This window comes from Cupriavidus sp. 2TAF22 (assembly GCF_052115045.1).
Classification (GTDB): Bacteria; Pseudomonadota; Gammaproteobacteria; order Burkholderiales; family Burkholderiaceae; genus Cupriavidus.
This window is the reverse complement of sequence record NZ_JBFRFX010000018.1, coordinates 58,702-78,704: the sequence shown is the minus strand read 5'-3', so window position 1 is coordinate 78,704 and position 20,003 is coordinate 58,702. Positions and strand designations below refer to the sequence as shown.

The window sequence follows — 20,003 nt, the reverse complement described above, 5'->3', positions numbered from 1 at the left end:
AAGAATTCCACGGAGAACCACATCATGCTGAGCTGGGACGACGACGTTCAAGCCACCCCGCAGGCCGCACCGCAGCCTGCTCCCCAACCCGCCCTGCCGGCCGGCCTCGCCGCCGACCAGCAAGGCGTGCTGCCGCCTGCCGCCACCCAGCCGGCCGGCTCGGGCATCCTTGGCAACCACCCGAACGCCGCCGCCGTGCAAAGCGACCGCCGCGTCAACGCTGCCGACAAGCGCGTGATCAACGGCTCGACCGACGTCAACCAGCTGGTGCCGTTCAAGTACAAATGGGCCTGGGAAAAGTACCTGGCCGGCTGCGCCAACCACTGGATGCCGCAGGAAATCAACATGTCGCGCGACATCGCGCTGTGGAAGGACCCGAACGGCCTGACCGAAGACGAGCGCCGCGTGATCAAGCGCAACCTCGGCTTCTTCGTCACCGCCGACTCGCTGGCCGCCAACAACATCGTGCTGGGCACCTACCGCCAGATCACCGCGCCGGAATGCCGCCAGTACCTGCTGCGCCAGGCCTTCGAGGAAGCGATCCACACGCACGCCTACCAGTACATCGTGGAGTCCCTCGGCCTCAATGAAGCCGAGATCTTCAACGCGTACCACGAGGTGAAGTCGATCCGCGACAAGGACGAGTTCCTGATCCCGTTCATCGACACGCTGACCGATCCGGCCTTCAAGACCGGCACGCCCGAGAACGACCAGAAGCTGCTCAAGTCGCTGATCGTGTTCGCCTGCATCATGGAAGGCCTGTTCTTCTACGTGGGCTTCACGCAGATCCTGGCCATGGGCCGCCAGAACAAGATGACCGGTGCCGCCGAGCAGTACCAGTACATCCTGCGCGACGAGTCCCTGCACTGCAATTTCGGCATCGACCTGATCAACCAGATCAAGCTCGAGAACCCGCACCTGTGGACCAACGAGTTCAAGGCCGAGATCACCGAGCTGTTCAAGAAGGCCGTGGACCTGGAATACCGCTACGCCGAGGACACCATGCCGCGCGGCGTGCTGGGTCTGAACGCGCCGATGTTCAAGGGCTACCTGCGCTTCATCTGCAACCGCCGCTGCCAGCAGATCGGCCTGGAGCAGCTGTTCCCGAACGAGGAAAACCCGTTCCCGTGGATGAGCGAGATGATCGACCTGAAGAAGGAACGCAACTTCTTCGAGACGCGCGTCATCGAGTACCAGACTGGCGGCGCGCTGTCGTGGGATTGAGTTGTTGTCGGCCGGCTGCCGGCGGTAGCGTAGCGATACGCCGAGCGGCACGAGGGCGCACTGGATAGCCGGTCTCGGGTCCGGACGCCAGGCTGACGCAGATGGGGGGTGGCAATCAACGGATTGCCACCCCCTGTTTTTTTGTCGCTTCGCCGGTCTGCGCGACGACTGACAAGGCGCAAAGGCGGCAGTCCTGGTGCCGCGGCGCGGCTCCCCATGCGGCCCGCCGGCTCAGGCGCCGATCTGCCGCAGCGCCTTCTCGATGGCCTCCGCGCTGTCCGGGCGTACCAGCCGCGCCACTTCCGCGCCGTCACGCATGAACACCAGCGTCGGCCACAGCTTGACGCGGAACGAGCGGCCCAGGGGCCTGCCGCTGCCGTCCTCGACCTTGAAGTGCTGCACGCCGGGGTGGCTGGCCAGCGCGCGGGCCAGGTGCGGCTGGGCGCGCAGGCAGTAGCCGCACCAGGGCGCGCCGAATTCGATCAGCGCCGCGCCCTTGATGGCGTCGATATCGGTTCGCGCGGGCTCGCGCGCGGCGTATTGCTCGGTCATCGTCATGCTGGAGTCTCCTGGTGCGTGGCGCATGCAGTGCGCATCGCGCCGCCGTCGCCGGCAGTCATTCTGGCATGAGGGCTGCGAAGCCGTGAAACGCATCCGGGAGCCGGCACAAGCTCACGCCTGCGATTGCCGGGGCAGCCCTGCGGGCGCGGAGGGCGGCGTGCCTTCGGCTGCTGCCTTGCCCCAGCGCACCGTCGCCAGCAGCGAGGCCGCCACGATGAGACCGCCGCCGATCCAGGCCGTGGCCGTGATCCGCTCTCCCAGCCAGATGGTGGCGAACACGGCGCCGAACGCGGGTTCGCTGCCCATCAGCAAGGCCACGCGCGTGGGGTTGCTGCGCTTGATGGCGTAGTTCTGCGCGAAGAAGGCGAACAGCGTGCAGGCGAGCACCAGGTAGAGCACGCTGGCCCAGAACGGGGCATGGCCGGCCAGCGAGGGCAGCGGCTGCCAATGCGCCGGCATCAGCACCAGTGCGGCCAAGGCGCTGCCGCCCGCCACCACGCCGGCCTGTACCGCGGTCACCGTCAGCGCCGGCAGCGGCGTGGCGCGCAGCACGCGCTTGGTTACGCAGACGATCACCGCGCGCAGCGCCGCGGCGGCCAGGATCAGCGCATCGCCGGGGTTGAAGGCAACGGCGCCGTCGCCGGCCAGCAGCCATGCGCCCGCCAGCGAGAGCGCCACCGCGGCCCATTCGATGCGCGCGGGCCGGCGCTTGAGCAGCAGCCATTCGGCCAGCGGCGTCAGCACCACGCACAAGCTGATGAGGAAGGCCGCGTTGGCCGCGTGCGTGAGCAGCACGCCGAAGGTCTCGCACAGGAAGATGCCGAGCAGCAGCACGCCGCTGCCGAGCACGCCGCGCAGCGTCGCGGCGTCAACGCGGCGCAGGGCGCCCAGCGCGGGCGAGAGGATCACGAAGGTGATGCCGAAGCGCAGCGCCAGCAGTCCCAGCACCGGATAGAAGAGCAGGGCGCCCTTGACGACGCCGTAGCTGCTGCCCCAGACGACAGCGACCGCGAGCAGCATGAGGTCGGACAGTATCAACAGGCGCTTTGGGGTAGGCATGATGGGTTCGGAGGTCGCAAGGGCGCGCAAAGGCCGGGAGAAGCATTGTCTGGCTTTGCGGCGGCGATGATAATCATGGTTGCATGCACATCTTTTATGTCGTGGGTGCATCAATGCCGGCTGACTCGCCTGGCCGTCGCCTCCGGAGCCATCCCTATGAACCCGACCGATTTCCTCGCCTTGCTGCCCGACATGGCCGTGTTCGCGCGCGTGGTGGACGCGGGTAATTTCTCGCTCGCCGCGCGCCAGCTCGGCAGCACGCCGTCGACGGTGAGCCGCCAGATCAAGCGGCTGGAGGAGGCGCTGGCCACGCGCTTGCTCGAGCGCTCCACGCGCCGGGTGCGCGTGACGGAATCCGGTGCGCAGGTGTACCGCTACTGCCGCGACATGGTGGGCGCGGCAGCGGGTGCGGTCGACGCGGCGGGCCAGTTGTCCGGCCGGCCCCAGGGCAGGGTCAGCGTGAGCGCGCCGACCGCGTTCGCCAAGACGGTGATCCATCCGCTGGTGGCGGGCTTCCTGCGCGCCTACGGCGAGATCGACCTGCAGTTGATGTTCACCGACCACGAGGTCGATCCACTCGAGCACGACCTCGACCTGGTGATCCGGCTGACCGAGCGGCCGCCGCCCGGTCTGGCCGGGCGCCGTCTCGGCGCGGTGCGCTGGGTCTTGTGCGCGTCGCCGGCTTACCTGGGCGCGCGCGGCACGCCCGTGCATCCGCGCGAACTGGCCTTGCACGACTGCCTGTACCTGGGGGAGACCGCCGACGACAACCGCTGGCGCCTGCGGCGCGAGGCGGAGACCCATACGGTGGCGGTGCGGGGGCGCTACATTGCCAATCACGCTGGCGCGCGCCTGGAAGCGGCGCAGCAGGACCTGGGCATCGCCTCGCTGCCCGAGTTCACCGCCGCCGGCGCGCTGCGCGACGGCACGCTGGTGCGCGTGCTGGCCGACTGGGAGTTGCAGGCGCGCGCCTATGTCGGGCCGGTGTGGCTGCTCTATCCGCCCAATCGCTTCCTGCCGCCCAAGGTGCGTGTGCTGATCGACTACCTCGCCGCGCATATCGGCGGGGCTGGCTGAGCGGCGGCGCAACGGCGTGGCGCGGTGCGGTGCGGTGCGGTTTTTCCCGCGCGCCGATCGGCGTGCGAGGAAAGTGAACGGCGCGAGCCTGTAGACTCATATTCCGTTTCGCCGTCTTGCTGTTTTGCAGTTTCGTTATTTGGCGCAGTTCTTCCCATCGTCCCCCGTTTTCAGGAGCCACAATCCATGTCGCAGCCCGAAATCACCCTGTACCACTCCCCCAACACGCGTTCCACCGGCGCGCTGATCCTGCTCGAGGAACTGGGCGTGCCATATCGCCTGCACCCGCTCAATATGAAGACGGGCGAGCAGCGCGAGCCGGCCTACCTGGCCATCAACCCGATGGGCAAGGTGCCGGCGATTCGCTACGGGGACGCGCTGGTGACCGAGCAGGCCGCCATCTTCATTTTCCTGGCCGACCTGTTCCCGCAGGCCAGGCTCGCCCCCGCGCTGACCGATCCGTTGCGTGGGCCGTACCTGCGCTGGCTGGCCTTCTACGGATCGAGCTTCGAGCCGGCGATCGTGGACCGCTCGCAGCAGCGCGAGACCCCGCGCGCGATGTGCCCTTACGGCGACTACGACACCGTCATCGGCACCCTGCTGGGGCAGCTCGAAAAGGGTCCTTACCTGCTGGGCGACACCTTCAGCGCGGCCGACGTGCTGTGGGGCACCGCGCTGGCCTGGATCACCCACTTCAAGCTGGTCGAGGCGACGCCGGCGGTGAAGGCGTATATCGAGCGCACCACCTCGCGGCCGGCGGTGGCGCGCGCCCGCGAGATCGATGCGAGGCTGGTGGCGCAGCAGGGCGCCTGACAGGCTGACAGCCCGGCACGCGCCGGCGCGCCGGCCCTGGCTATAGCTCCAGCACCAGCCGCTTGCAGGCAGCGCGCGAGCAGCAGGTCATCATCCTGCCGTTGGCCTCGCGCTCGGCGCGCGTCAGCACCACGTCACGGTGGTCGATCTCGCCGGCCAGCACACGCACCTCGCAGGAGCCGCACAGGCCTTCCTCGCAATCGCTCTGCATGTCGATATTGGCGGCGCGCAACGCCGCCAGCACGGTCTGGTCCGCCGCTACCGTGACCACGATGCCGGAGTCCTTCAGCTCCACCTCGAAGGCCTGCTCCCTGGCGGGGTCGAGCGTGCCCAGGGCGGATTCGAAATGCTCGATGCGCAGCGCGTCGCCGGGCCAGCTGGCGCAGCATTCCTGCAGCGCGCGAAGCATGGGCGCCGGGCCGCAGGCGTAGATCTGCGTGTGCGGGTCGGGCTGGCCGAGCAGTGCCTGGAGATCGGCGCGGCGGCCCTCGTCGCTTGCGTGCACGTGCAGGCGGTCCGCGTGCAGCGCCGCGAGTTCGTCGAGCAGCGCCATCGACGCGCGCGAACGGCCGCTGTAGTGCAGGGCGTAGTCGATCCCCAGCTGCCTTGCGCGCCGCGCCATCGCGCTCACCGGCGTGATGCCGATGCCCCCGGCGATGAAGATCAGCTTGCGCGCGCTCTCGTCGAGCCGGAAGTGATTGCGCGGACCGCGGATCTTGAGGCGGTCGCCTGGTTTCACATTGTCGTGCACCCAGGCCGAGCCGCCGCGGCCCTGCGCCTCGCGCAGCACGGCGATTTCCAGCGCGCTGCTGTCGGCCGGGTCGCCGCATAGCGAGTACTGGCGCGACAGCCCGGTGCCGCCGCATTCCACGTCGATGTGCGAGCCCGGTGTCCAGCGCGGCATCGGCCGGCCGTCGGGCGAGACCAGCCGCAGCCGGACGATGCCGTTGGCCGCGCGGCTCACGGCCTGCACCACCACTGGCCGGCTGGCCGCGTGCGCGGACGGTTCGCCGATGCGCACCTGCGCCTGCGCATCGAGCAGGGCGCGATCGGCGCGCTCGGGGTTCCGCGCGGGATCCCATTCCACCCACACATGCTCGGGGCCGCGGAACGAGGTGTTGGGCACGTAGCTGAAGCGCTGCTCGGCCAGGCGCATATGGGGCAGGCGCCGCGTGAGCTCCTGCAGGAAGACCTGCATCTCCATGCGTGCCAGGTTCTTGCCCATGCACTGGTGCGAGCCGTAGCCGAAGGTAAGCTGGTCGCTGGCGTTCTCGCGGCGGATATCGAAGAGATCGGCGTCGGTGAAGTGCCCTTCGTCATGGTTGGCCGACGAGGTCACGATCAACAGTTTCGAGCCGGCCGGGATGTCCACGCCGCCGACCTGCACGTCGCGCGTGGCCAGGCGCCGCCACGCCGCGACCGAGCCGTTGTGGCGCAGGCATTCTTCCACCGCGTTGGGGATCAGGCCGGGGTCTTCGCAGATCTCCTGCCAGGCGCGCGGATGCTGCAGCAGCAGCTTGATCGCATTGGCGGTCGCATTGGCCGTGGTCTCGTGCGCGGCGACGATGCCGGCCATCATCATCGAGTGCAGGTAGGAGTCGGTGACGACCTCCGGATGCTCCTGCTGCTTGCGGATGCCGTAGCGCATCCAGCCCGGGCCGGACGGATCCTGCCGCATCTTGTCGAGTATCTTGCCGGCGAGCTGCCAGAAGTTGCCCACCGCGTGCGCGACCTCCACCTGCTCCTCCGGCTTCGGCCGGCCCCAGGTGTTGACCGTATGCGCGATGGAATACTTGCGCAGCAGGTCCATGTCTTCCTCGGGCACGCCGAGGAAGTGCAGCGCCACCGTCAGCGGCACTTCCCACAGCATCTGATCGACCAGGTCGGCGCGGCCGTCATCGATGAAGCGGTCGACGTATTCGCGCGCCAGGCGGCGCACCATGGGCTCGTGGTGCCTGAGCTCCTCCGGTGTGAAGGGTTCCATCAGCACCCGGCGGCGCGGCATGTGGGCAGGCTCGTCCTCGTTGACCAGCGTGCGGTTCATCGCGTAGCCGTACGACGCGAGCACCGCGTTGGCCTCGGGCCCGGTGGGCGTGATCTTCTCCAGCGCGATCGACGGGCTGAAGGTGAGGTTGTCGCGGAAGATGGCCTTGATGTCGTCGTAGCGGGTCACCACCCAGTAGCCGAGCTTCGGGCTGTAGAAAACCGGCTCCTGCTCGCGCGCCCAGCGCACGTACTCGGGCGGGTCCTGCTGGTAGCCGTCCCCGAACGGGTCGAATTCCGCGGCGCGCGCGCTGACCGGGCAGCCGCTCGGCGTGCGCTGCGCCGTCAGCAGGCTGTGGTCAACGGGGCATCCCGATGCGCGCGGATTGTGGGTGTCGTTGGCCATCTGTGCTGCTCCGGTGTTCGTTGCTCAAAGGTTCAGGCGTTGCGCCGCTTGCTCAGTCCAGCGTGATCTTCAGGTCGCGGATCAGCTTGTGCCAGCGCGTGGTCTCGCTGCGCAACAGGTCGGCATATTGGGCCGGCGTATTGCCAACCGGCTCCACGCCGAAGTCCACCAGCCGCTTGTTGACGGCCGGCTCCCTGATGGCGGCAACCACTTGCTTGTTCAGCGTGGCGATCACTTCGGGCGGCGTGCCGGCGGGCACCACCATGCCTACCAGCGCCGCCGCTTCCACATTCTTGTAGCCGGCTTCGGCGAAGGTCGGCACGTCCGGCAGTTGCGGCAGGCGGGTCGGGTTTGCCACTGCCAGCGCCTTGACCTTGCCGCCCTTGATGAAGCCCGCGCCCGCGGCCAGGTCGACCATCATGGCCGGGACCTGTCCGCCGGCCACGTCGGCCAGTGCCGGCGCCGCGCCGCGGTAGGGCGCGTGGACCATGTTCAGTCCGGCCTCCACCTTGAGCAGTTCCATCGCGAGGTGGTGCGGGCTGCCGGCGCCGGCGGAGGCGTAGTCGATGCCGCCGCTCCTGGACTTGGCCTTGGCGATGAACTCCTGCACGGTGTTGACCGGCATGCCGGGACCGACCACGAGGATCATCGGGAACTTGCCCAGCAGCGTGACCGGCGCCAGATCCTTGACCGGGTTGTAGGAAAGCGTCTTGTACAGCGCCGGGTTGAAGACCAGCGTGCCGTTGTCCGCCGACAGCACCGTATAGCCATCGGCCGGTGCGCGCGCGGTCTCTGCCGCGGCGATCGCGGTGTTGCCGCCCGGCTTGTTGTCGACCACCACCGGCTGGCCCAGCCGGGCCGAAAGCGCCTGGCCGATCGAGCGCGCCAGGAAGTCCGAGCCGCCGCCGGCGGCGTACGGCACGATCCAGCGCACCGGCTTGGTCGGGAAGGCGGGGTCGGCAAAGGCGGCGCCCGGCAGCCAGGGAAGGGCGGCCAGGCCCAGGCCGAGGGCCATGAATTTGCGGCGGACGATGATCATCTTGTCTCCTGTTTCCGGTTCTCTTGTTTTTCCGGTCTGGATTCGTCCCGGCGTGCTTGGCGTCCGGGTTGTGTTTTGCGTAAATGATATACGCATTGCGTAATTTGGTGATGCGGGTTAACGTGAGGATCGGCACAAGGGGCCAGATGACGGCCAGTTGACGGCCATATGGCTACGCCGGCCTCGCCGCACGGCATTCTCCGCACTAGAATCTCCGCCCATGACGACATCACCCGATCCCATCGAAGCGGGCGCTCCCGCCGGCCCGCAGGCGCGCGAGCGCCGCCAGCGCGTGCAGTCCGCGCAGACCGGCATGGCCGTGCTCAAGGGCCTGGCCCGGCTCGGCGGGCGCGCCACGCTGACCGCGCTGGCCGCGCATGTCGGCGAGAGCCCGGCCAAGGTGCACCGCTACCTGGCCAGCCTGGTCGAGGAAGGGCTGGTGGCGCAGGAGGCCAGCACGCAGCAGTATTCCCTCGGCATGGAAGCCATGCTGATCGGGCTGGCGGCCATGCGGCAGGTCGATCCGGTGCGGGTGGCCGAGCCTTCCCTGGTCCGCCTGCGCGAGGCGCTGGGGGTGACGTGCTTCGTCGCGGTGATGGGCAACAAGGGGCCGACCATCGTGCGCTTCGAGGAGCCGGGCCTGCCGGTGACGGTGAACGTGCGGGTGGGTTCGGTCATGCCGCTGCTGTGGTCGGCCACCGGCCGCACCTTCCTGGGCATGCTGGACGAGCCGCCGGTGCTGGCGATGGCGGAGGCGGAACTGGCGGTGGCGCCGGCCGAGCTGCGCGCGCAGCTCGACGCCGGGGATCCCATCGGGCAGCTGCGGCGCGAAGTGCAGGCCGCCGGCTGCGCGGTGGTGCGCGATACCAACCTGAAGGGCATCAGCGCGGTGGCCGCGCCGCTGTACGACTACACCGGCCGCGTGTGCGCGGTGATCACGGCGCTGGGCGCCACGGGCGGCTTCGATGCCGCGATGGACGGGCCGGTCGGCACGGCAGTGCGCCGGGAGGCGCGGGCGGCCAGTGCGTTGCTGGGCCATCCGGGGGCGCCGCCTGCCGCATGACCTGGCGCCCGGACCAGCCGGGCAGGGGGCTCAGGCGGCCTTGCGTTCGGCGGCTTGCGCGCCGGCGGTGTCGGCCGTCTTGCGTTCGCCGCCCAGCGCTTCGGTCAGGTCGGCCAGCAGGCTGGCCAGCTCGCCCGCCATCATGGTGAAGTCGCCGTCGAAGCGTTCGTCCTCGTCGCGCGCGCTGGCGTCGGCCTGTTCCTTGATCACGTCGAGCGGGGCCACTCGCTTGATGGTCAGCGACTCGGTCAGCACGAAGGACACGCGGTCGTTCCAGGTCATGGCGAGGCGCGTGCAGCGCTTGCCCGCGGCAATGTGGCGGCGCAGGTCCTCGGCATCGAGCGGATGGCGCACGTAGCGCACCGTGGCCTTGCTCTCGGCGCTCGATTGCAGCTCGATTTCCTGGTCCACGGTGAAGCCGGCCGGCGCCGTGTCATTGGCCAGCCAGTCGGTCATGGCGGCGACCGGCGACTGGTTCACATGGAGGTTTTCCAGCGGCAGCGGGTCGATCGCCTTGAACAGCAGGCCCCGCACTTCGTCGGCCTTGGCCGGGGCGGCGGCATCGATGGCCAGCCAGCCGTTGACCGGGTCGATCCACACCCGGGTATCGCGGCGGATGCTGAAGGCGCGCGGCAGCAGTTCCTCGGTGACCTGCTCCTTGAGCTCGCGCATTTGCTTGCGGCCGGGCTTGAAGCCTTGCTGTTCCTCGAGTTCGAGGGCGCGCGCCTTGGTGACCTGGTTGACCACGGTGGACGGCAGCAGCTTCTTCTCGGTGCGCATGGTCAGCAGCATCTGCTTGCCGACCTGGTGGACCAGGGCGCCGTTTTCACGCGGCGAGGCCCAGCCCTGGGTCTGCATTTCCAGGCTGGTGCCCGGGAAGAAGGCATGGCGCGCCAGGCAGGCCTCGACTTCGTCGGCGGCGAGGGACCACGGTGCGGACAGACGGTGCAGCTGGAGATTCTTGAACCACATGGGAATTCGGCCAAAGGGACCGATTCTAGCCGGTTAGCGTGGCCGATGCGGTAACAATGCGTGAAAGCGGCGGATAGAAGGGCTGCACGGGCAACGGAGCGGCGCCGGGCGGGCCGGCGGAATGCGGCAGGGGCCGGGCTGCCTGCCGCAACCCGGCCCCTGCCGCGTGCCGGAGCCTCAGATGTCGAGCTTGCTGATCTTCGAGCCTTCCAGCGACAGGCCTGCCATCAGGCCGGCGTTGGTCACCACGAAGCCGATGATCGGCTGCTGGGCCGTGTTGGTGTCGATGGTGCCGTTGGCGCCGATCGTGGCCAGCGCCACTGTGGCATCGCCGCCAACGGTCCAGCCGCTGCTGTTGACGAACTTGTCGAGCGAGTCCTGAGTCATGAACATCAGGATGATGGCCTTGGACTGCGCGCCGATCTGCCAGCCCACCGAACCCGAGATGATGCGGTAGTAGCCATGCGTGGCGCCGCCCGCGCGCAGCGAGCCGTCGCCGTATTCGCCGCCCACCACGAAGCCGGCCGAGATGGTGTTGGGAAAGACCAGGATGCCGCGCGCGCGGTTGGCCAGCTGCCGCGAGCTGCTCGCCGTGGCGTACAGCTTGCTGAGCGCGCCGTCCACGCCGCCGTCGATCTCGCGGCGCTTGGCCGCCTTGTCCGTGGGGGCGCCCGGCGTGGTGGTGCAGGCACCCAGCAAGCCTGAAGAAGCCAGCACCAGGCCTGCGCCCGCCGTCAGAAACGATCTGCGTTCCATACTCACTCTCCTGATTGTTTTACGTCACAATGCACCGCTAACAGAGCACCGGTACCGGAGCCTTCCGTCCCCTCTCGCCTGCAAACTCGCTTTATCCAAGGATAGGCGTAATCGGCACTTGTAGAAACGTGAAATCGCAGGGCAGGAATTCCTCTCGGTTTTCCCTAAAGTGCCACTGGAATCCTCCGTTTCTGGAGAAATATACAAGCCTGCAGACCGAAGCGGTGTAGGACGAAGCTGCATTTCGCGACGAACCTGTCCTACAGATTCGTGCCCGACGCGGCGACATGTCCGTGGCCCGGCGGCGGGCCAGGAACCCGGGCGCGCCAGGCGTGTCCATCAAAGATGAAATCCGTGAAATTCCTCAAATCCGTGAAGTCCCTGACGTCCCTGAAGTCCAGTTTCGTCCTGATCCCCGTCACCCTGCTGGCCGCTGCCTGTGCCTCGCATTCGCCCGCTCCCGACCCGCAAGCCGCAGGCGAAGCCAATGCGCAGTGGCAGTCGCTGCGTGCCGACTACACCGCCTGCGCCAAGGGCCAGACCGACGCCGGCTTGTCCGGCAGCGCCTCGCCGCAGGATCTCGCCGGCGCCGCGCTGAAGGCGTGCCAGCCGAAGCTGGATGCCATGCGCAGCGCGTTCCGCGAATACCTGGATGCGCAGATGGTGTCCGCGCACGGGCGCGACGGCGCGCGCCAGGCCGCCGACCGCGTTTCGCGGGATACCGAGGCCAAGACCCGCAGCTACCTGGTTCGCTATGTAGAGGTGGAACGCTACAACGCCAAGCCGCACTAGCCCGCAAGCTGACCGGCCGGCGCGGGCCGCCGCGGCCTGCTGTGGTGTAATGCGCGGACGCGTCCCCTCAACACCCATGGCAGTCCATCCCGATGACCCTCTCCCCCGAACGCCTGCAGCTCGCCCACGAGCGCTTCCTTGACGAAAATCCCGAAGTGGTTTCGCTGCTCAAGGCCATCACCGAGCGTCATGCGCGCGCAGCCGGCATGAGCGTGGAAGCCTTCCAGCTTTCCGAACTGGAGCGCGCCATCGGGCGCGAAGCGCGGCTGCGGCGCATGACTGCAGACGAACTGTTGCTGGTCTACCTGGGGGAGCGCACAGCGCCGGCGCCCCGCCGCTGATGCGCATGGCCGCGCCGCCGCCTCAGGGCTTGGCCGGCGGCGCGCCAGCCGCATCTTCAGCCGCATCCTCTTGCGCCGGCCGCAACAGCAGCCACGCGCACGCCGCGCCACCGGCCGCCAGCAGCGCGGACAGCAGCATCACCCGGCGAAAGCCCGCCACGAAGGCATTGCTTACCGCATGACGGACGGCCTGCGCCGCCCGTGGCTCCGCCGTCGCGGGGATCTCGATGGCGGCAAGGCGGCCGCGCTGCGCCTGCACCGCCTGCACGACCTGCGCCGGCACCACCGCGCCGGACCCCGCCAGCGCGCGCTCCAGCCTGCGATCGAACACATTCGCCATCACGATCCCCAGCACCGCGATCGCCAGCAGCGTCGCCACCCGCGCGGCGGCATTGTTGATGCCGGATGCCGTGCCGGCCGAGCCAGGCGGTACCGCATTCATGACCGTGGTCGTCAACGGCGCCACGCTGATCGTCATGCCCGCGCCGAGCACCAGCACGGCGGGGAAGAACGTCGTCCAATAGCTGCCGCCGCCTGAGCCTGGCAGTGCGAACAGGGCAAAGCCCGCCGCCGCGACCAGCGGCCCCACGATCAGCGGGCCGCGCGCACCGTGCCGGTCCACCAGTCCACCCGCCCAGCCCGAGAGCAGGAACATCAGCAGGATGAAGGGCAGCAGCGCGGCCCCCGCGGCGGTCGATGAATAACCCTGCACCTGGATCAGGTTGAGCGGAAAGAAGAACAGGCCGCCGCCGAGCGCGGCGTAGAGCAGCAGGGTCAGCAGATTGGCCCCGAGAAAGGCGCGCGAGCGGAACAGCGCGGGCGGCATGATCGGATTGGCGACCCGCGTCTGCACCCACGCGAACAGGCCCAGCGCGAGCATGCCGGCGGCGCCGGGCAACCATACTTGCGCATGGCCCCAGCCCTGCCCCGGGGAAGCGATCAGGGCGTAGACCACACCACCCAGCCCCAGCGCCACCAGCAGGCTGCCCGCCCAGTCGAGCGACCCCGCCTGCCCGGGCGCGCGGCTTTCCGGCACGCGCCAGAACGCGATCACCAGCACCGCCGCGGCCAGCGGCAGGTTGACCAGGAAGGCGGCACGCCACGACAGATGCTCGATCAGCCAGCCGCCCGCCACCGGGCCGAGCGCGGCGGTCATGGCGGTGGCGCCGGACCAGGTGCCGATGGCCTTGCCGCGCCGGCTCTGGTCGAATGACGCGGACAGCAGCGCCAGGCTGCCCGGCACCAGCAGCGCGGCACCCACGCCCTGCGCCGCACGGGCCGCGACCAGGTGGCCGATATTGCCGGCCAGCCCGCACCAGGCCGAACTGGCGGCGAAAACCGCCACGCCCAGCGCGAACACGCGGCGCCGGCCGAAGCGGTCTCCCGCCGCGCCACCCACCAGCAGCAGCGCCGCCAGCAGCAGCGCATAGGCCTCCACCGCCCATTGCATGCCGCTCAGGCTGGCACCGAGATCCTTCTGCAATGCCGGCAGGGCCACGTTGACCACGGTGCTGTCGATGAACGCCATGCTCGACGCCAGGATGGTCGCGGCCAGCACCCATGGCTCGTCGGCGCGCGCGCAGCCGGCGCCGCCAGGCCGGGCCCGGATCGCGCTGTCGTCGCAGGGGCCCTGGGCCAGCGGCGTGGTCGACATGGCCGGCGACGCGCGGGCGCTATGCCACCGGCGCCAGCGGGCGCAGCTCGCCCAACATGGTCGGCACCAGCTCCGCTACGGTGGGATGGATGTGCATGGCGCGCTGGAGCACCGCGTAGGGCGCGCGCGCATACATGGTGTCGAGAATGCAGTGGATGACTTCGTCGCCGCCCACGCCCAGCACCATCGCGCCCAGGATCTCGCGGCTGTCGGCATCGACCAGGATCTTCATGAAGCCCAGCGTCTCGCCTTTTTCCACGGCGCGCCCCACCCGGGTCATGGGGCGCGTGCCCACCAGCACCCGGCGCCCGGACTGTCTTGCCTCGTGCTCGGTCATGCCGACGCGGCCCAGCGGCGGATCGGTGAAGAGCGCATAGGCAGGGATGCGGTCGTCCACGGTGCGCGGCGGCTCGCCTGACGCCGTGTCCAGCAGGTTCGCGGCGACGATCTCGAAGTCGTTATAGGCGGTATGGGTGAAGGCACCGCGCCCGTTGCAGTCGCCCAGCGCCCAGATCCCGGGCACATTGGTGCGCAGCTGCGTATCGACCTGGATATACCCGTGCGCATCGGTGGCGACGCCGGCGCGGTCCAGGCCGAGATCGTCGGTGTTCGGCCGGCGGCCCACCGCCAGCAGCACGTGCGAGCCGGCGATCTCGGGCGCGCCGTGCACGCAGTCCATCTTCACCACCACTTCGCCGCCGCGCTGCTCCAGCGCGATGCATTCGGCATCCAGGCGCAGGCCGATGCCCTCGGCCGCCAGGATGTCGCGCACCGCCTCGGACACTTCGGGGTCTTCGCGCTCGATCAGGCGCGGGCCGCGCTGCACGATGGTGACTTCGCTGCCGAAGCGGCGGAACATCTGGCCGAACTCCAGCCCGATGTAGCTGCCGCCCACCACCAGCAGGTGGCGCGGCAACTGGTCCACGCGCATCATGCCGGTATTGGTCAGGTAGTCCACCTGGTCCAGCCCCGGCATGGGCGGGGTGGCCGCGCGCCCGCCGACATTGATGAAGATCTGGGCGGCCCGCAGCACGGCATCGCCCACGCGCACGGTGTCCGGGCTCTCGAAACGGGCATGTCCAAGATAGACGGTGCCCCCTTCCAGCCTGCGCACCCACGCTTCCACGCCCCGGCTGGAGTTGCCGACCACGCCGTCCTTGCGCGCCTTGACGCGCGCCATGTCGACCGTCACCGGTCCGCCGGTGATCACGCCGAAATCGGCGCCGCGCCGCGCCAGATGGGCCGCGTAGGCGCTCGCCACCATGGTCTTGGTGGGGATGCAGCCATTGTTGACGCAGGTGCCGCCAAAGGCCAGGCGCTCGATCACGGCGACTTTGCGGCCGGCCGCGGTCAGGCGCTCGGCCAGCGGCGGGCCAGCCTGGCCGGTGCCAATGATGATGGCGTCGTAGTCGGTGGGCATGGCGAGGCTCCTGTGACTGCAAAGCGTGGTGCGCGGCCCGCGCGCGGGGTCAGAGCATATCCAGCGGGCGCGGGCCGCGCGGCGGCGGGAAGGCGGCATCCAGCGCCGCCAGCTGCTCCGGCGCGAGCCGGCAGGCGAGCGCGCCGTGGTTCTCGCGCAGGCGGTCGCGGTGGCTGGTCTTCGGAATGGCGACGACATCGTCGCGCGCCAGCAGCCAGGCCAGCGCGGCCTGGGCCGGGCTCATGCCGTGCTGCTCGGCAAAGCGCGCCAGGCGCGGGTTGCGCAGCAGCGCCGCCTGCTCGATCGGCGAGTAGGCCATGAGCGGCACATGGTGGCGTCGCAACCACGGCAGCAGGTCCCACTCGATGCCGCGGCGCGCGAGGTTGTAGAGCAGCTGGTTGACTGCTACCCGGTCGCCGCCAGGCACGCGCCACAGCGCTTCCATGTCGCCGAGGTCAAGGTTGCTGACGCCGAAATGACGGATCTTGCCGGCCTGCTGCAGAGCCAGGAAGGCGGCCACGGTTTCCGCCAGCGGCACGCCGCCGCGCCAGTGCAGCAGGTAGAGATCGAGGCGGTCGGTGCCGAGCCGGCGCAGGCTGTGCTCGCAGGCCGCCACCGCCCCCTTGCGCCCGGCGTTGTGCGGGTAGACCTTGCTGACCAGGAAGACCTCGTCGCGGCGCCCCGCAATGGCTTCGCCCACCAGTTCTTCCGAGCGGCCCTCGCCGTACATCTCGGCGGTGTCGATCAGGCGCAGGCCAAGTTCGAGGCCGAGGCGCAGCGTGGCGAGCTCTTCCGCGCGCGCGGCCGGATTCTCGCCCATGTTCCAGGTGCCCATGCCCAGCGCGGGAACGGCTTCGCCGCCGGGAAGATTCACGGTTTTCATGCTGGTATCCGTCGGGGGAGGGGGGGATGGCGCGCGTGCCGTGCAAGGCACGCGCCGCCGCGCGCCTACCCACCCAACACTAGGCAAGGACGGCGCGATGCACAAGGACAGCGGGGCGGGGGCGGCGGCCTGCCGCCGTGCTCAGACCAGGCCGGTCGCGTAGTAGGCCGTTTGCGTGCTGTTCGGGGCTTGCCGGCTCATCCGTGGTGATAGCGGTATTCCTGGGTCAGCCCGCCGTAGCCATAGGTGGCGGCGCGCGCGTCCACCACATGGATATACGACACCGGGTGCACGTTGCCGATCAGCTCGGCCATGGTGTCGAACACTTCGCGCAGGAACTGCGCTTTCTCGGCCTTGGTATTGGTCTCGTCGGTCACGCTGATATCGAGGTGGAAGGCGTTGCGCTTTTGCTCCGACAGCGGCGCGCCGCCGACGATCCAGGCGTCGTGGTCCACGTACTGCACGGCCACGACGATCACCTCCGGTTTCTTGCCGAGCACGCGCTGCGTGATCTCCGCCACGGCGGCGGCGGTGCGGCGGGTGAGGGCGGCGTCGGGTTTGCCGGAAATCTGCAGATTGATGTGGGGCATGGCTGGCTCCTGTTGGTCCGGGTCGGCGGCTGGGGATTCAGCCGCCTGGTGATGCCAGTCTAGGGCTTCCTGTTCAATCGAAAAAACGGGAATTTGCGATACTATCCATCGGAATATACGAAACATGCCGGAGATAGCCATGCGCGTCCTCGAACTCGATCAGCTACGTACCTTCGTGACGGTGGCGGAGGCCGGCAGCCTGTCGGCCGCGGCGCCACGGTTGTTTCTTTCGCAGTCGTCCGTCAGCGAGCAACTGCGCAAGCTGGAGGAGCGCGCCGGCGTGCCGCTGCTGGTGCGCGGCAAGCAAGGTGCCGCGCCCACGCCTGCCGGGCTGCGCTTGCTGGAACACGCACGGCGCATCCTTGCGCTGTCCGAGCTGGCGCTGCAGGATCTGCGCGGGCATACGCTCGACGGTGAACTGCGGCTGGCCGTGACGGACTACTTCCGCCCCGGCGAGATCGCCGGCATGCTGCGCCGGCTGCGCGAGCGCTATCCCTACCTGCGCCTGCACGTGACCGTGATGAAGAGCGGCATGATCGAAGCCGGCGCCGAGACCGACGCCTTCGACATCGGCCTGTCGATGCGCTTTCCCGGCGCGCGCGCGGCCGACAAGACGGGCAAAGGCGAACGGGGCGCGCGCGGCACCGTGCTGCGTCGTGAAACCCTGGCCTGGGTGGCTGCGCCGGGAGAGGCCGAAGGGGCCGAGGGCGCCGGCGCGCCGCTGCCGCTGGTGCTGCTGCCCGATACCTGCTCCCTGCATCAGTACGTGGTGCAGACCTTGTTGCGGCGCCGGCTCGACTACGTCATCGCGCATTCCGCCTCCGGCGTGGCCGGCCTGCAGCTGGCGCTGGCCGCAGGCCTCGGTATTTCCTGCCTGAACGAGTCCGCCATCGGGCCCGGCGTGGCGCGCATCGATGCCGCCACGATCGCCCGTCTCAGGCTGCCTGCGTTGCCGACGGCGGAGTTCTTCCTGCTGCCCGCGCGGGTGGGCGAAGCACCGCTGGTGGGCCAGGTGCGGGCCGCGCTGGCGGAACAATTTGCCTGAGCCCGCGGCGCCGGAGCCCCTCTGTTGCAGGGCGTGATCAAAAAAGAGCTTCATCAGCCGCTTTAATAAAAGATCACCATACTGCGCTTCGTTCCCATTGACATCTGTTGTAAATGAAAATGATAATGCGTCGCATTTGTAGTAAAACTATTACAATTCATTACACATGCGACTTAATCTACGCCCGATCCACGCCGCCGTATTGGGCGCCTTCGTTTCGCAAACCGCCGTGACCGGCACGGCCCTGGCACAGGAAGCCGGCGCCGCCAGCCTGCCGGAGGTGACAGTCAAGGCTGCGGCCGCCAGCGATCCGGGCGTGGGCTACAACCCGCCTTCCACCCGCAGCGCCACCAAGATCGATGCGCCGCTGCGCGATATCCCGCAGACCGTCAACGTGGTGACCGCCGAGGTCATGCGCGACCAGCACGCCACGTCGATCCAGGATGCCCTGAAGAACGTGCCAGGCGTGAGCTTCTCCACCGGCGACGGCCAGCGCGACCAGGTCAGCATCCGTGGCTTCTCGGCCATCGCCGACCAGTTCGTCGACGGCATCCGCGACGATGCGCTGTACTTCCGCGATCTCTCCAACGTAGACCGGATCGAAGTCATCAAGGGACCCGCGGCCGTGCTCTACGGACGCGGCTCGTCGGGTGGCCTGATCAACCGCGTCACCAAGAAGCCCGGCTTCGACGTCACCGATTTCGCGCTTAGCTACGGCTCCTGGCAGAATCGCCGCGCCGAGGCCGACGTAGGCCGCGTGATCAACGACGCTGCCGCATGGCGCATCACCGGCGCGGCGGAGCGGGGCAACAGCTACCGCGACCAGCAGTTCATCGACCGCTTCGCCGTGGCGCCGTCACTGGATCTGCGCCTGGCGCCCGAGACAACCCTGCTGCTGCAGGCCGACTACCTGCAGGACCGCCGCGTGACCGACTTCGGCATCCCGGCCTACCGGGGCCGCCCGGTCAACGTGCCGGCCTCCACTTACTACGGCGCGGCCAATGCGCGCGATGTGGACTACAGCCAGTCGCGCATCTATTCGGGCACCGCCACGCTGGACCACCGCTTCAACGAGCAGTGGTCGCTGCGCAACGCCACGCGCTACTACCACTACACGCTGGACCGCAACAACACGCTGCCGGGCGTGGTCAACGAAGCGCGCCAGACCGTCACGCTCACGCGCTCGAACGTGGCGCGCGCCGAGCGCGGCTGGTTCAATCAGACCGACCTGACGCAGAAGGCTTCGCTGTTCGGCATGAAGCACGAACTGCTGTACGGCGTGGAAGTCGGTCAGCAGAACAAGGACCTTGTCAGCTATTCGTCCGGCACGGTGGCGACCGTAGCGCTGTTCAACCCGGTGCTGCCCACGCTGCCGCTGCAGGGCGGCGCGCTGACCGCCAACAGCCTGGGCACGTTCAAGACGCTCGCCTTCTATGCGCAGGACATGGTGTCCCTGACGGAACACTGGAAGGCGCTGGTCGGCCTGCGCCATGACCGCTTCCAGCAGGAGACGGTCGACCACCGTCCCGGCCAGCCGGGCCTGTCGCGCACCGACAATGCCTGGAGCCCGCGCGCCGGCCTGGTGTGGCAGCCGAGCAAGGCACAGTCCTACTATGTGTCGTGGAGCCGTTCGTTCCAGCCTTCGGGCGAGGCCTTCGCGCTGGCGGCCAACAATGCCGACATCGCGCCGGAAAGCACGCGCAATACCGAAGTGGGCGCCAAGTACGACTGGCTCGATGGCCGCGCCAGCACCACGGTGTCGGTGTTCCGCCTCGAGCGGACCGGCATCAAGGCCACCAACCCGCTCACGCTGCAACTGGTGCCGATCGGCGAGCAGCGCACCGACGGCGTGGAGCTGTCCACCTCGGCGGACCTGTCGCAAGGCTGGCGCGTGCTGGCCGGCTATGCCTACCTCGATGCGCGCGTGACGCAGTCGGTCGCGGTCGACGCCGGCCAGCAGGTGCAAGGCAAGCGCGCCACGCTTACGCCGATGCACAGCGGCAATGTGTGGCTGACCAAGGCGCTCGGCAACGGCTTCGGCGTCGGCGGCGGCCTCAACCTGGTCGGGGCGCGCTTCGCCAATCCGGGCAACACCGTCACGCTGCCCGGCTACGTGACCGCCGACATGATGGCGTGGTACCGCCGCGGCCCGTTCGAAGCCCAGCTCAATCTCTACAACATCTTCAACCAGGGCTATATCGTCTCGGCCCACGGCACCAGCCCCAACCTGAACATGCCGGGCGCGCCGCGCAGCGTGATGGCGACCTTGCGCTATCGCATGTAAGAAAGCGAAAAGGCCTCGCAGCAAGCGAGGCCTTTTCGTAT

18 protein-coding genes are annotated in these 20,003 nt (G+C 68.8%); 8 read left to right on the top strand and 10 right to left on the bottom strand.

The annotated features are described in order from the left end of the window. Window positions 1–24: 24 nt before the first annotated feature. Window positions 25–1,224 carry a ribonucleotide-diphosphate reductase subunit beta gene (locus AB4Z48_RS21905; protein ID WP_441617796.1) on the top strand — a complete coding sequence of 400 codons (1,200 nt, stop codon included), beginning with the start codon at window positions 25–27 and terminating at the stop codon, window positions 1,222–1,224. 231 nt (window positions 1,225–1,455) lie between these two features. Here AB4Z48_RS21905 and AB4Z48_RS21900 read toward each other — a convergent pair whose 3' ends face one another. Continuing rightward, on the bottom strand, window positions 1,456–1,782 hold the full coding sequence (locus AB4Z48_RS21900) for a thioredoxin family protein (protein ID WP_441617794.1): 327 nt from the start codon (window positions 1,780–1,782) through the stop codon (window positions 1,456–1,458). Window positions 1,783–1,896: 114 nt separating this feature from the next. After that, window positions 1,897–2,844, bottom strand: a complete 948-nt coding sequence (locus AB4Z48_RS21895) for a DMT family transporter (RefSeq protein ID WP_441617792.1) — start codon at window positions 2,842–2,844, stop codon at window positions 1,897–1,899. Window positions 2,845–3,000: 156 nt separating this feature from the next. Between AB4Z48_RS21895 and AB4Z48_RS21890 the strand changes: the two genes are divergently transcribed. Then, window positions 3,001–3,921 (top strand): LysR family transcriptional regulator, encoded by a 921-nt coding sequence (locus AB4Z48_RS21890; protein ID WP_441617790.1) that lies wholly within the window; start codon window positions 3,001–3,003, stop codon window positions 3,919–3,921. A gap of 186 nt (window positions 3,922–4,107) precedes the next feature. Beyond that, entirely contained in the window at window positions 4,108–4,734 is a 627-nt protein-coding gene (locus tag AB4Z48_RS21885) for a glutathione S-transferase family protein (protein ID WP_441617788.1), read from the top strand. Between the two features lie 40 nt (window positions 4,735–4,774). Here AB4Z48_RS21885 and AB4Z48_RS21880 read toward each other — a convergent pair whose 3' ends face one another. Further along, window positions 4,775–7,123, bottom strand: coding sequence for a cytochrome P450/oxidoreductase (locus AB4Z48_RS21880; protein WP_441617786.1), 2,349 nt, complete (start codon window positions 7,121–7,123; stop codon window positions 4,775–4,777). Window positions 7,124–7,175: 52 nt separating this feature from the next. Next, a complete protein-coding gene (locus tag AB4Z48_RS21875) occupies window positions 7,176–8,162 on the bottom strand; it encodes a Bug family tripartite tricarboxylate transporter substrate binding protein (RefSeq protein ID WP_441617784.1) in 987 nt (328 codons plus the stop codon). Window positions 8,163–8,382: 220 nt separating this feature from the next. On the opposite strand from AB4Z48_RS21875, the gene AB4Z48_RS21870 reads away from it, so the two are divergent. After that, window positions 8,383–9,225: an IclR family transcriptional regulator gene (locus tag AB4Z48_RS21870; RefSeq protein ID WP_441617782.1), complete on the top strand. Its 843-nt coding sequence runs from the start codon at window positions 8,383–8,385 to the stop codon at window positions 9,223–9,225. Between the two features lie 30 nt (window positions 9,226–9,255). Here the strand turns inward: AB4Z48_RS21870 and AB4Z48_RS21865 are convergent, their stop codons facing one another. Both AB4Z48_RS21865 and AB4Z48_RS21860 read right to left on the bottom strand, forming a co-directional pair. Beyond that, the gene (locus tag AB4Z48_RS21865) at window positions 9,256–10,197 is read right to left on the bottom strand and encodes a recombination-associated protein RdgC (RefSeq protein WP_441617780.1); all 942 of its coding nucleotides are present in this window, start codon (window positions 10,195–10,197) and stop codon (window positions 9,256–9,258) included. Between the two features lie 177 nt (window positions 10,198–10,374). Next, window positions 10,375–10,953, bottom strand: a complete 579-nt coding sequence (locus AB4Z48_RS21860) for a BPSL1445 family SYLF domain-containing lipoprotein (RefSeq protein WP_441617778.1) — start codon at window positions 10,951–10,953, stop codon at window positions 10,375–10,377. A gap of 354 nt (window positions 10,954–11,307) precedes the next feature. Between AB4Z48_RS21860 and AB4Z48_RS21855 the strand changes: the two genes are divergently transcribed. Both AB4Z48_RS21855 and AB4Z48_RS21850 read left to right on the top strand, forming a co-directional pair. After that, the gene (locus tag AB4Z48_RS21855) at window positions 11,308–11,745 is read left to right on the top strand and encodes a hypothetical protein (RefSeq protein WP_441617776.1); all 438 of its coding nucleotides are present in this window, start codon (window positions 11,308–11,310) and stop codon (window positions 11,743–11,745) included. 92 nt (window positions 11,746–11,837) lie between these two features. Further along, window positions 11,838–12,086: a DUF6388 family protein gene (locus AB4Z48_RS21850; protein ID WP_441617774.1), complete on the top strand. Its 249-nt coding sequence runs from the start codon at window positions 11,838–11,840 to the stop codon at window positions 12,084–12,086. A gap of 22 nt (window positions 12,087–12,108) precedes the next feature. Here AB4Z48_RS21850 and AB4Z48_RS21845 read toward each other — a convergent pair whose 3' ends face one another. The 4 genes from AB4Z48_RS21845 to AB4Z48_RS21830 form a co-directional block, all read right to left on the bottom strand. Further along, a complete protein-coding gene (locus AB4Z48_RS21845; protein ID WP_441617772.1) occupies window positions 12,109–13,740 on the bottom strand; it encodes a DHA2 family efflux MFS transporter permease subunit in 1,632 nt (543 codons plus the stop codon). A 19-nt stretch (window positions 13,741–13,759) separates the two neighbouring features. Continuing rightward, entirely contained in the window at window positions 13,760–15,160 is a 1,401-nt protein-coding gene (locus AB4Z48_RS21840) for an FAD-containing oxidoreductase (RefSeq protein WP_441617770.1), read from the bottom strand. 49 nt (window positions 15,161–15,209) lie between these two features. Further along, a complete protein-coding gene (locus AB4Z48_RS21835; RefSeq protein WP_441617768.1) occupies window positions 15,210–16,043 on the bottom strand; it encodes an aldo/keto reductase in 834 nt (277 codons plus the stop codon). A gap of 197 nt (window positions 16,044–16,240) precedes the next feature. Next, the gene (locus AB4Z48_RS21830; RefSeq protein WP_441617766.1) at window positions 16,241–16,633 is read right to left on the bottom strand and encodes a tautomerase family protein; all 393 of its coding nucleotides are present in this window, start codon (window positions 16,631–16,633) and stop codon (window positions 16,241–16,243) included. Between the two features lie 139 nt (window positions 16,634–16,772). Between AB4Z48_RS21830 and AB4Z48_RS21825 the strand changes: the two genes are divergently transcribed. Beyond that, a complete protein-coding gene (locus tag AB4Z48_RS21825; RefSeq protein WP_441617764.1) occupies window positions 16,773–17,678 on the top strand; it encodes a LysR family transcriptional regulator in 906 nt (301 codons plus the stop codon). Between the two features lie 166 nt (window positions 17,679–17,844). Further along, the gene (locus tag AB4Z48_RS21820; protein ID WP_441617762.1) at window positions 17,845–19,962 is read left to right on the top strand and encodes a TonB-dependent receptor; all 2,118 of its coding nucleotides are present in this window, start codon (window positions 17,845–17,847) and stop codon (window positions 19,960–19,962) included. Window positions 19,963–20,003 lie beyond the last annotated feature (41 nt).

What these genes read in the sequence shown, in the direction of transcription:
- AB4Z48_RS21860 (WP_441617778.1), bottom strand. Translation starts at nt 10,953, where the DNA reads ATGGAACGCAGATCGTTTCTGACGGCGGGCGCAGGCCTGGTGCTGGCT.
- AB4Z48_RS21890 (WP_441617790.1), top strand. Translation starts at nt 3,001, where the DNA reads ATGAACCCGACCGATTTCCTCGCCTTGCTGCCCGACATGGCCGTGTTC.
- AB4Z48_RS21905 (WP_441617796.1), top strand. Translation starts at nt 25, where the DNA reads ATGCTGAGCTGGGACGACGACGTTCAAGCCACCCCGCAGGCCGCACCG.
- AB4Z48_RS21840 (WP_441617770.1), bottom strand. Translation starts at nt 15,160, where the DNA reads ATGCCCACCGACTACGACGCCATCATCATTGGCACCGGCCAGGCTGGC.
- AB4Z48_RS21900 (WP_441617794.1), bottom strand. Translation starts at nt 1,782, where the DNA reads ATGACGATGACCGAGCAATACGCCGCGCGCGAGCCCGCGCGAACCGAT.
- AB4Z48_RS21845 (WP_441617772.1), bottom strand. Translation starts at nt 13,740, where the DNA reads ATGTCGACCACGCCGCTGGCCCAGGGCCCCTGCGACGACAGCGCGATC.
- AB4Z48_RS21885 (WP_441617788.1), top strand. Translation starts at nt 4,108, where the DNA reads ATGTCGCAGCCCGAAATCACCCTGTACCACTCCCCCAACACGCGTTCC.
- AB4Z48_RS21825 (WP_441617764.1), top strand. Translation starts at nt 16,773, where the DNA reads ATGCGCGTCCTCGAACTCGATCAGCTACGTACCTTCGTGACGGTGGCG.
- AB4Z48_RS21835 (WP_441617768.1), bottom strand. Translation starts at nt 16,043, where the DNA reads ATGAAAACCGTGAATCTTCCCGGCGGCGAAGCCGTTCCCGCGCTGGGC.
- AB4Z48_RS21870 (WP_441617782.1), top strand. Translation starts at nt 8,383, where the DNA reads ATGACGACATCACCCGATCCCATCGAAGCGGGCGCTCCCGCCGGCCCG.
- AB4Z48_RS21880 (WP_441617786.1), bottom strand. Translation starts at nt 7,123, where the DNA reads ATGGCCAACGACACCCACAATCCGCGCGCATCGGGATGCCCCGTTGAC.
- AB4Z48_RS21850 (WP_441617774.1), top strand. Translation starts at nt 11,838, where the DNA reads ATGACCCTCTCCCCCGAACGCCTGCAGCTCGCCCACGAGCGCTTCCTT.
- AB4Z48_RS21830 (WP_441617766.1), bottom strand. Translation starts at nt 16,633, where the DNA reads ATGCCCCACATCAATCTGCAGATTTCCGGCAAACCCGACGCCGCCCTC.
- AB4Z48_RS21865 (WP_441617780.1), bottom strand. Translation starts at nt 10,197, where the DNA reads ATGTGGTTCAAGAATCTCCAGCTGCACCGTCTGTCCGCACCGTGGTCC.
- AB4Z48_RS21875 (WP_441617784.1), bottom strand. Translation starts at nt 8,162, where the DNA reads ATGATCATCGTCCGCCGCAAATTCATGGCCCTCGGCCTGGGCCTGGCC.
- AB4Z48_RS21895 (WP_441617792.1), bottom strand. Translation starts at nt 2,844, where the DNA reads ATGCCTACCCCAAAGCGCCTGTTGATACTGTCCGACCTCATGCTGCTC.
- AB4Z48_RS21820 (WP_441617762.1), top strand. Translation starts at nt 17,845, where the DNA reads ATGCGACTTAATCTACGCCCGATCCACGCCGCCGTATTGGGCGCCTTC.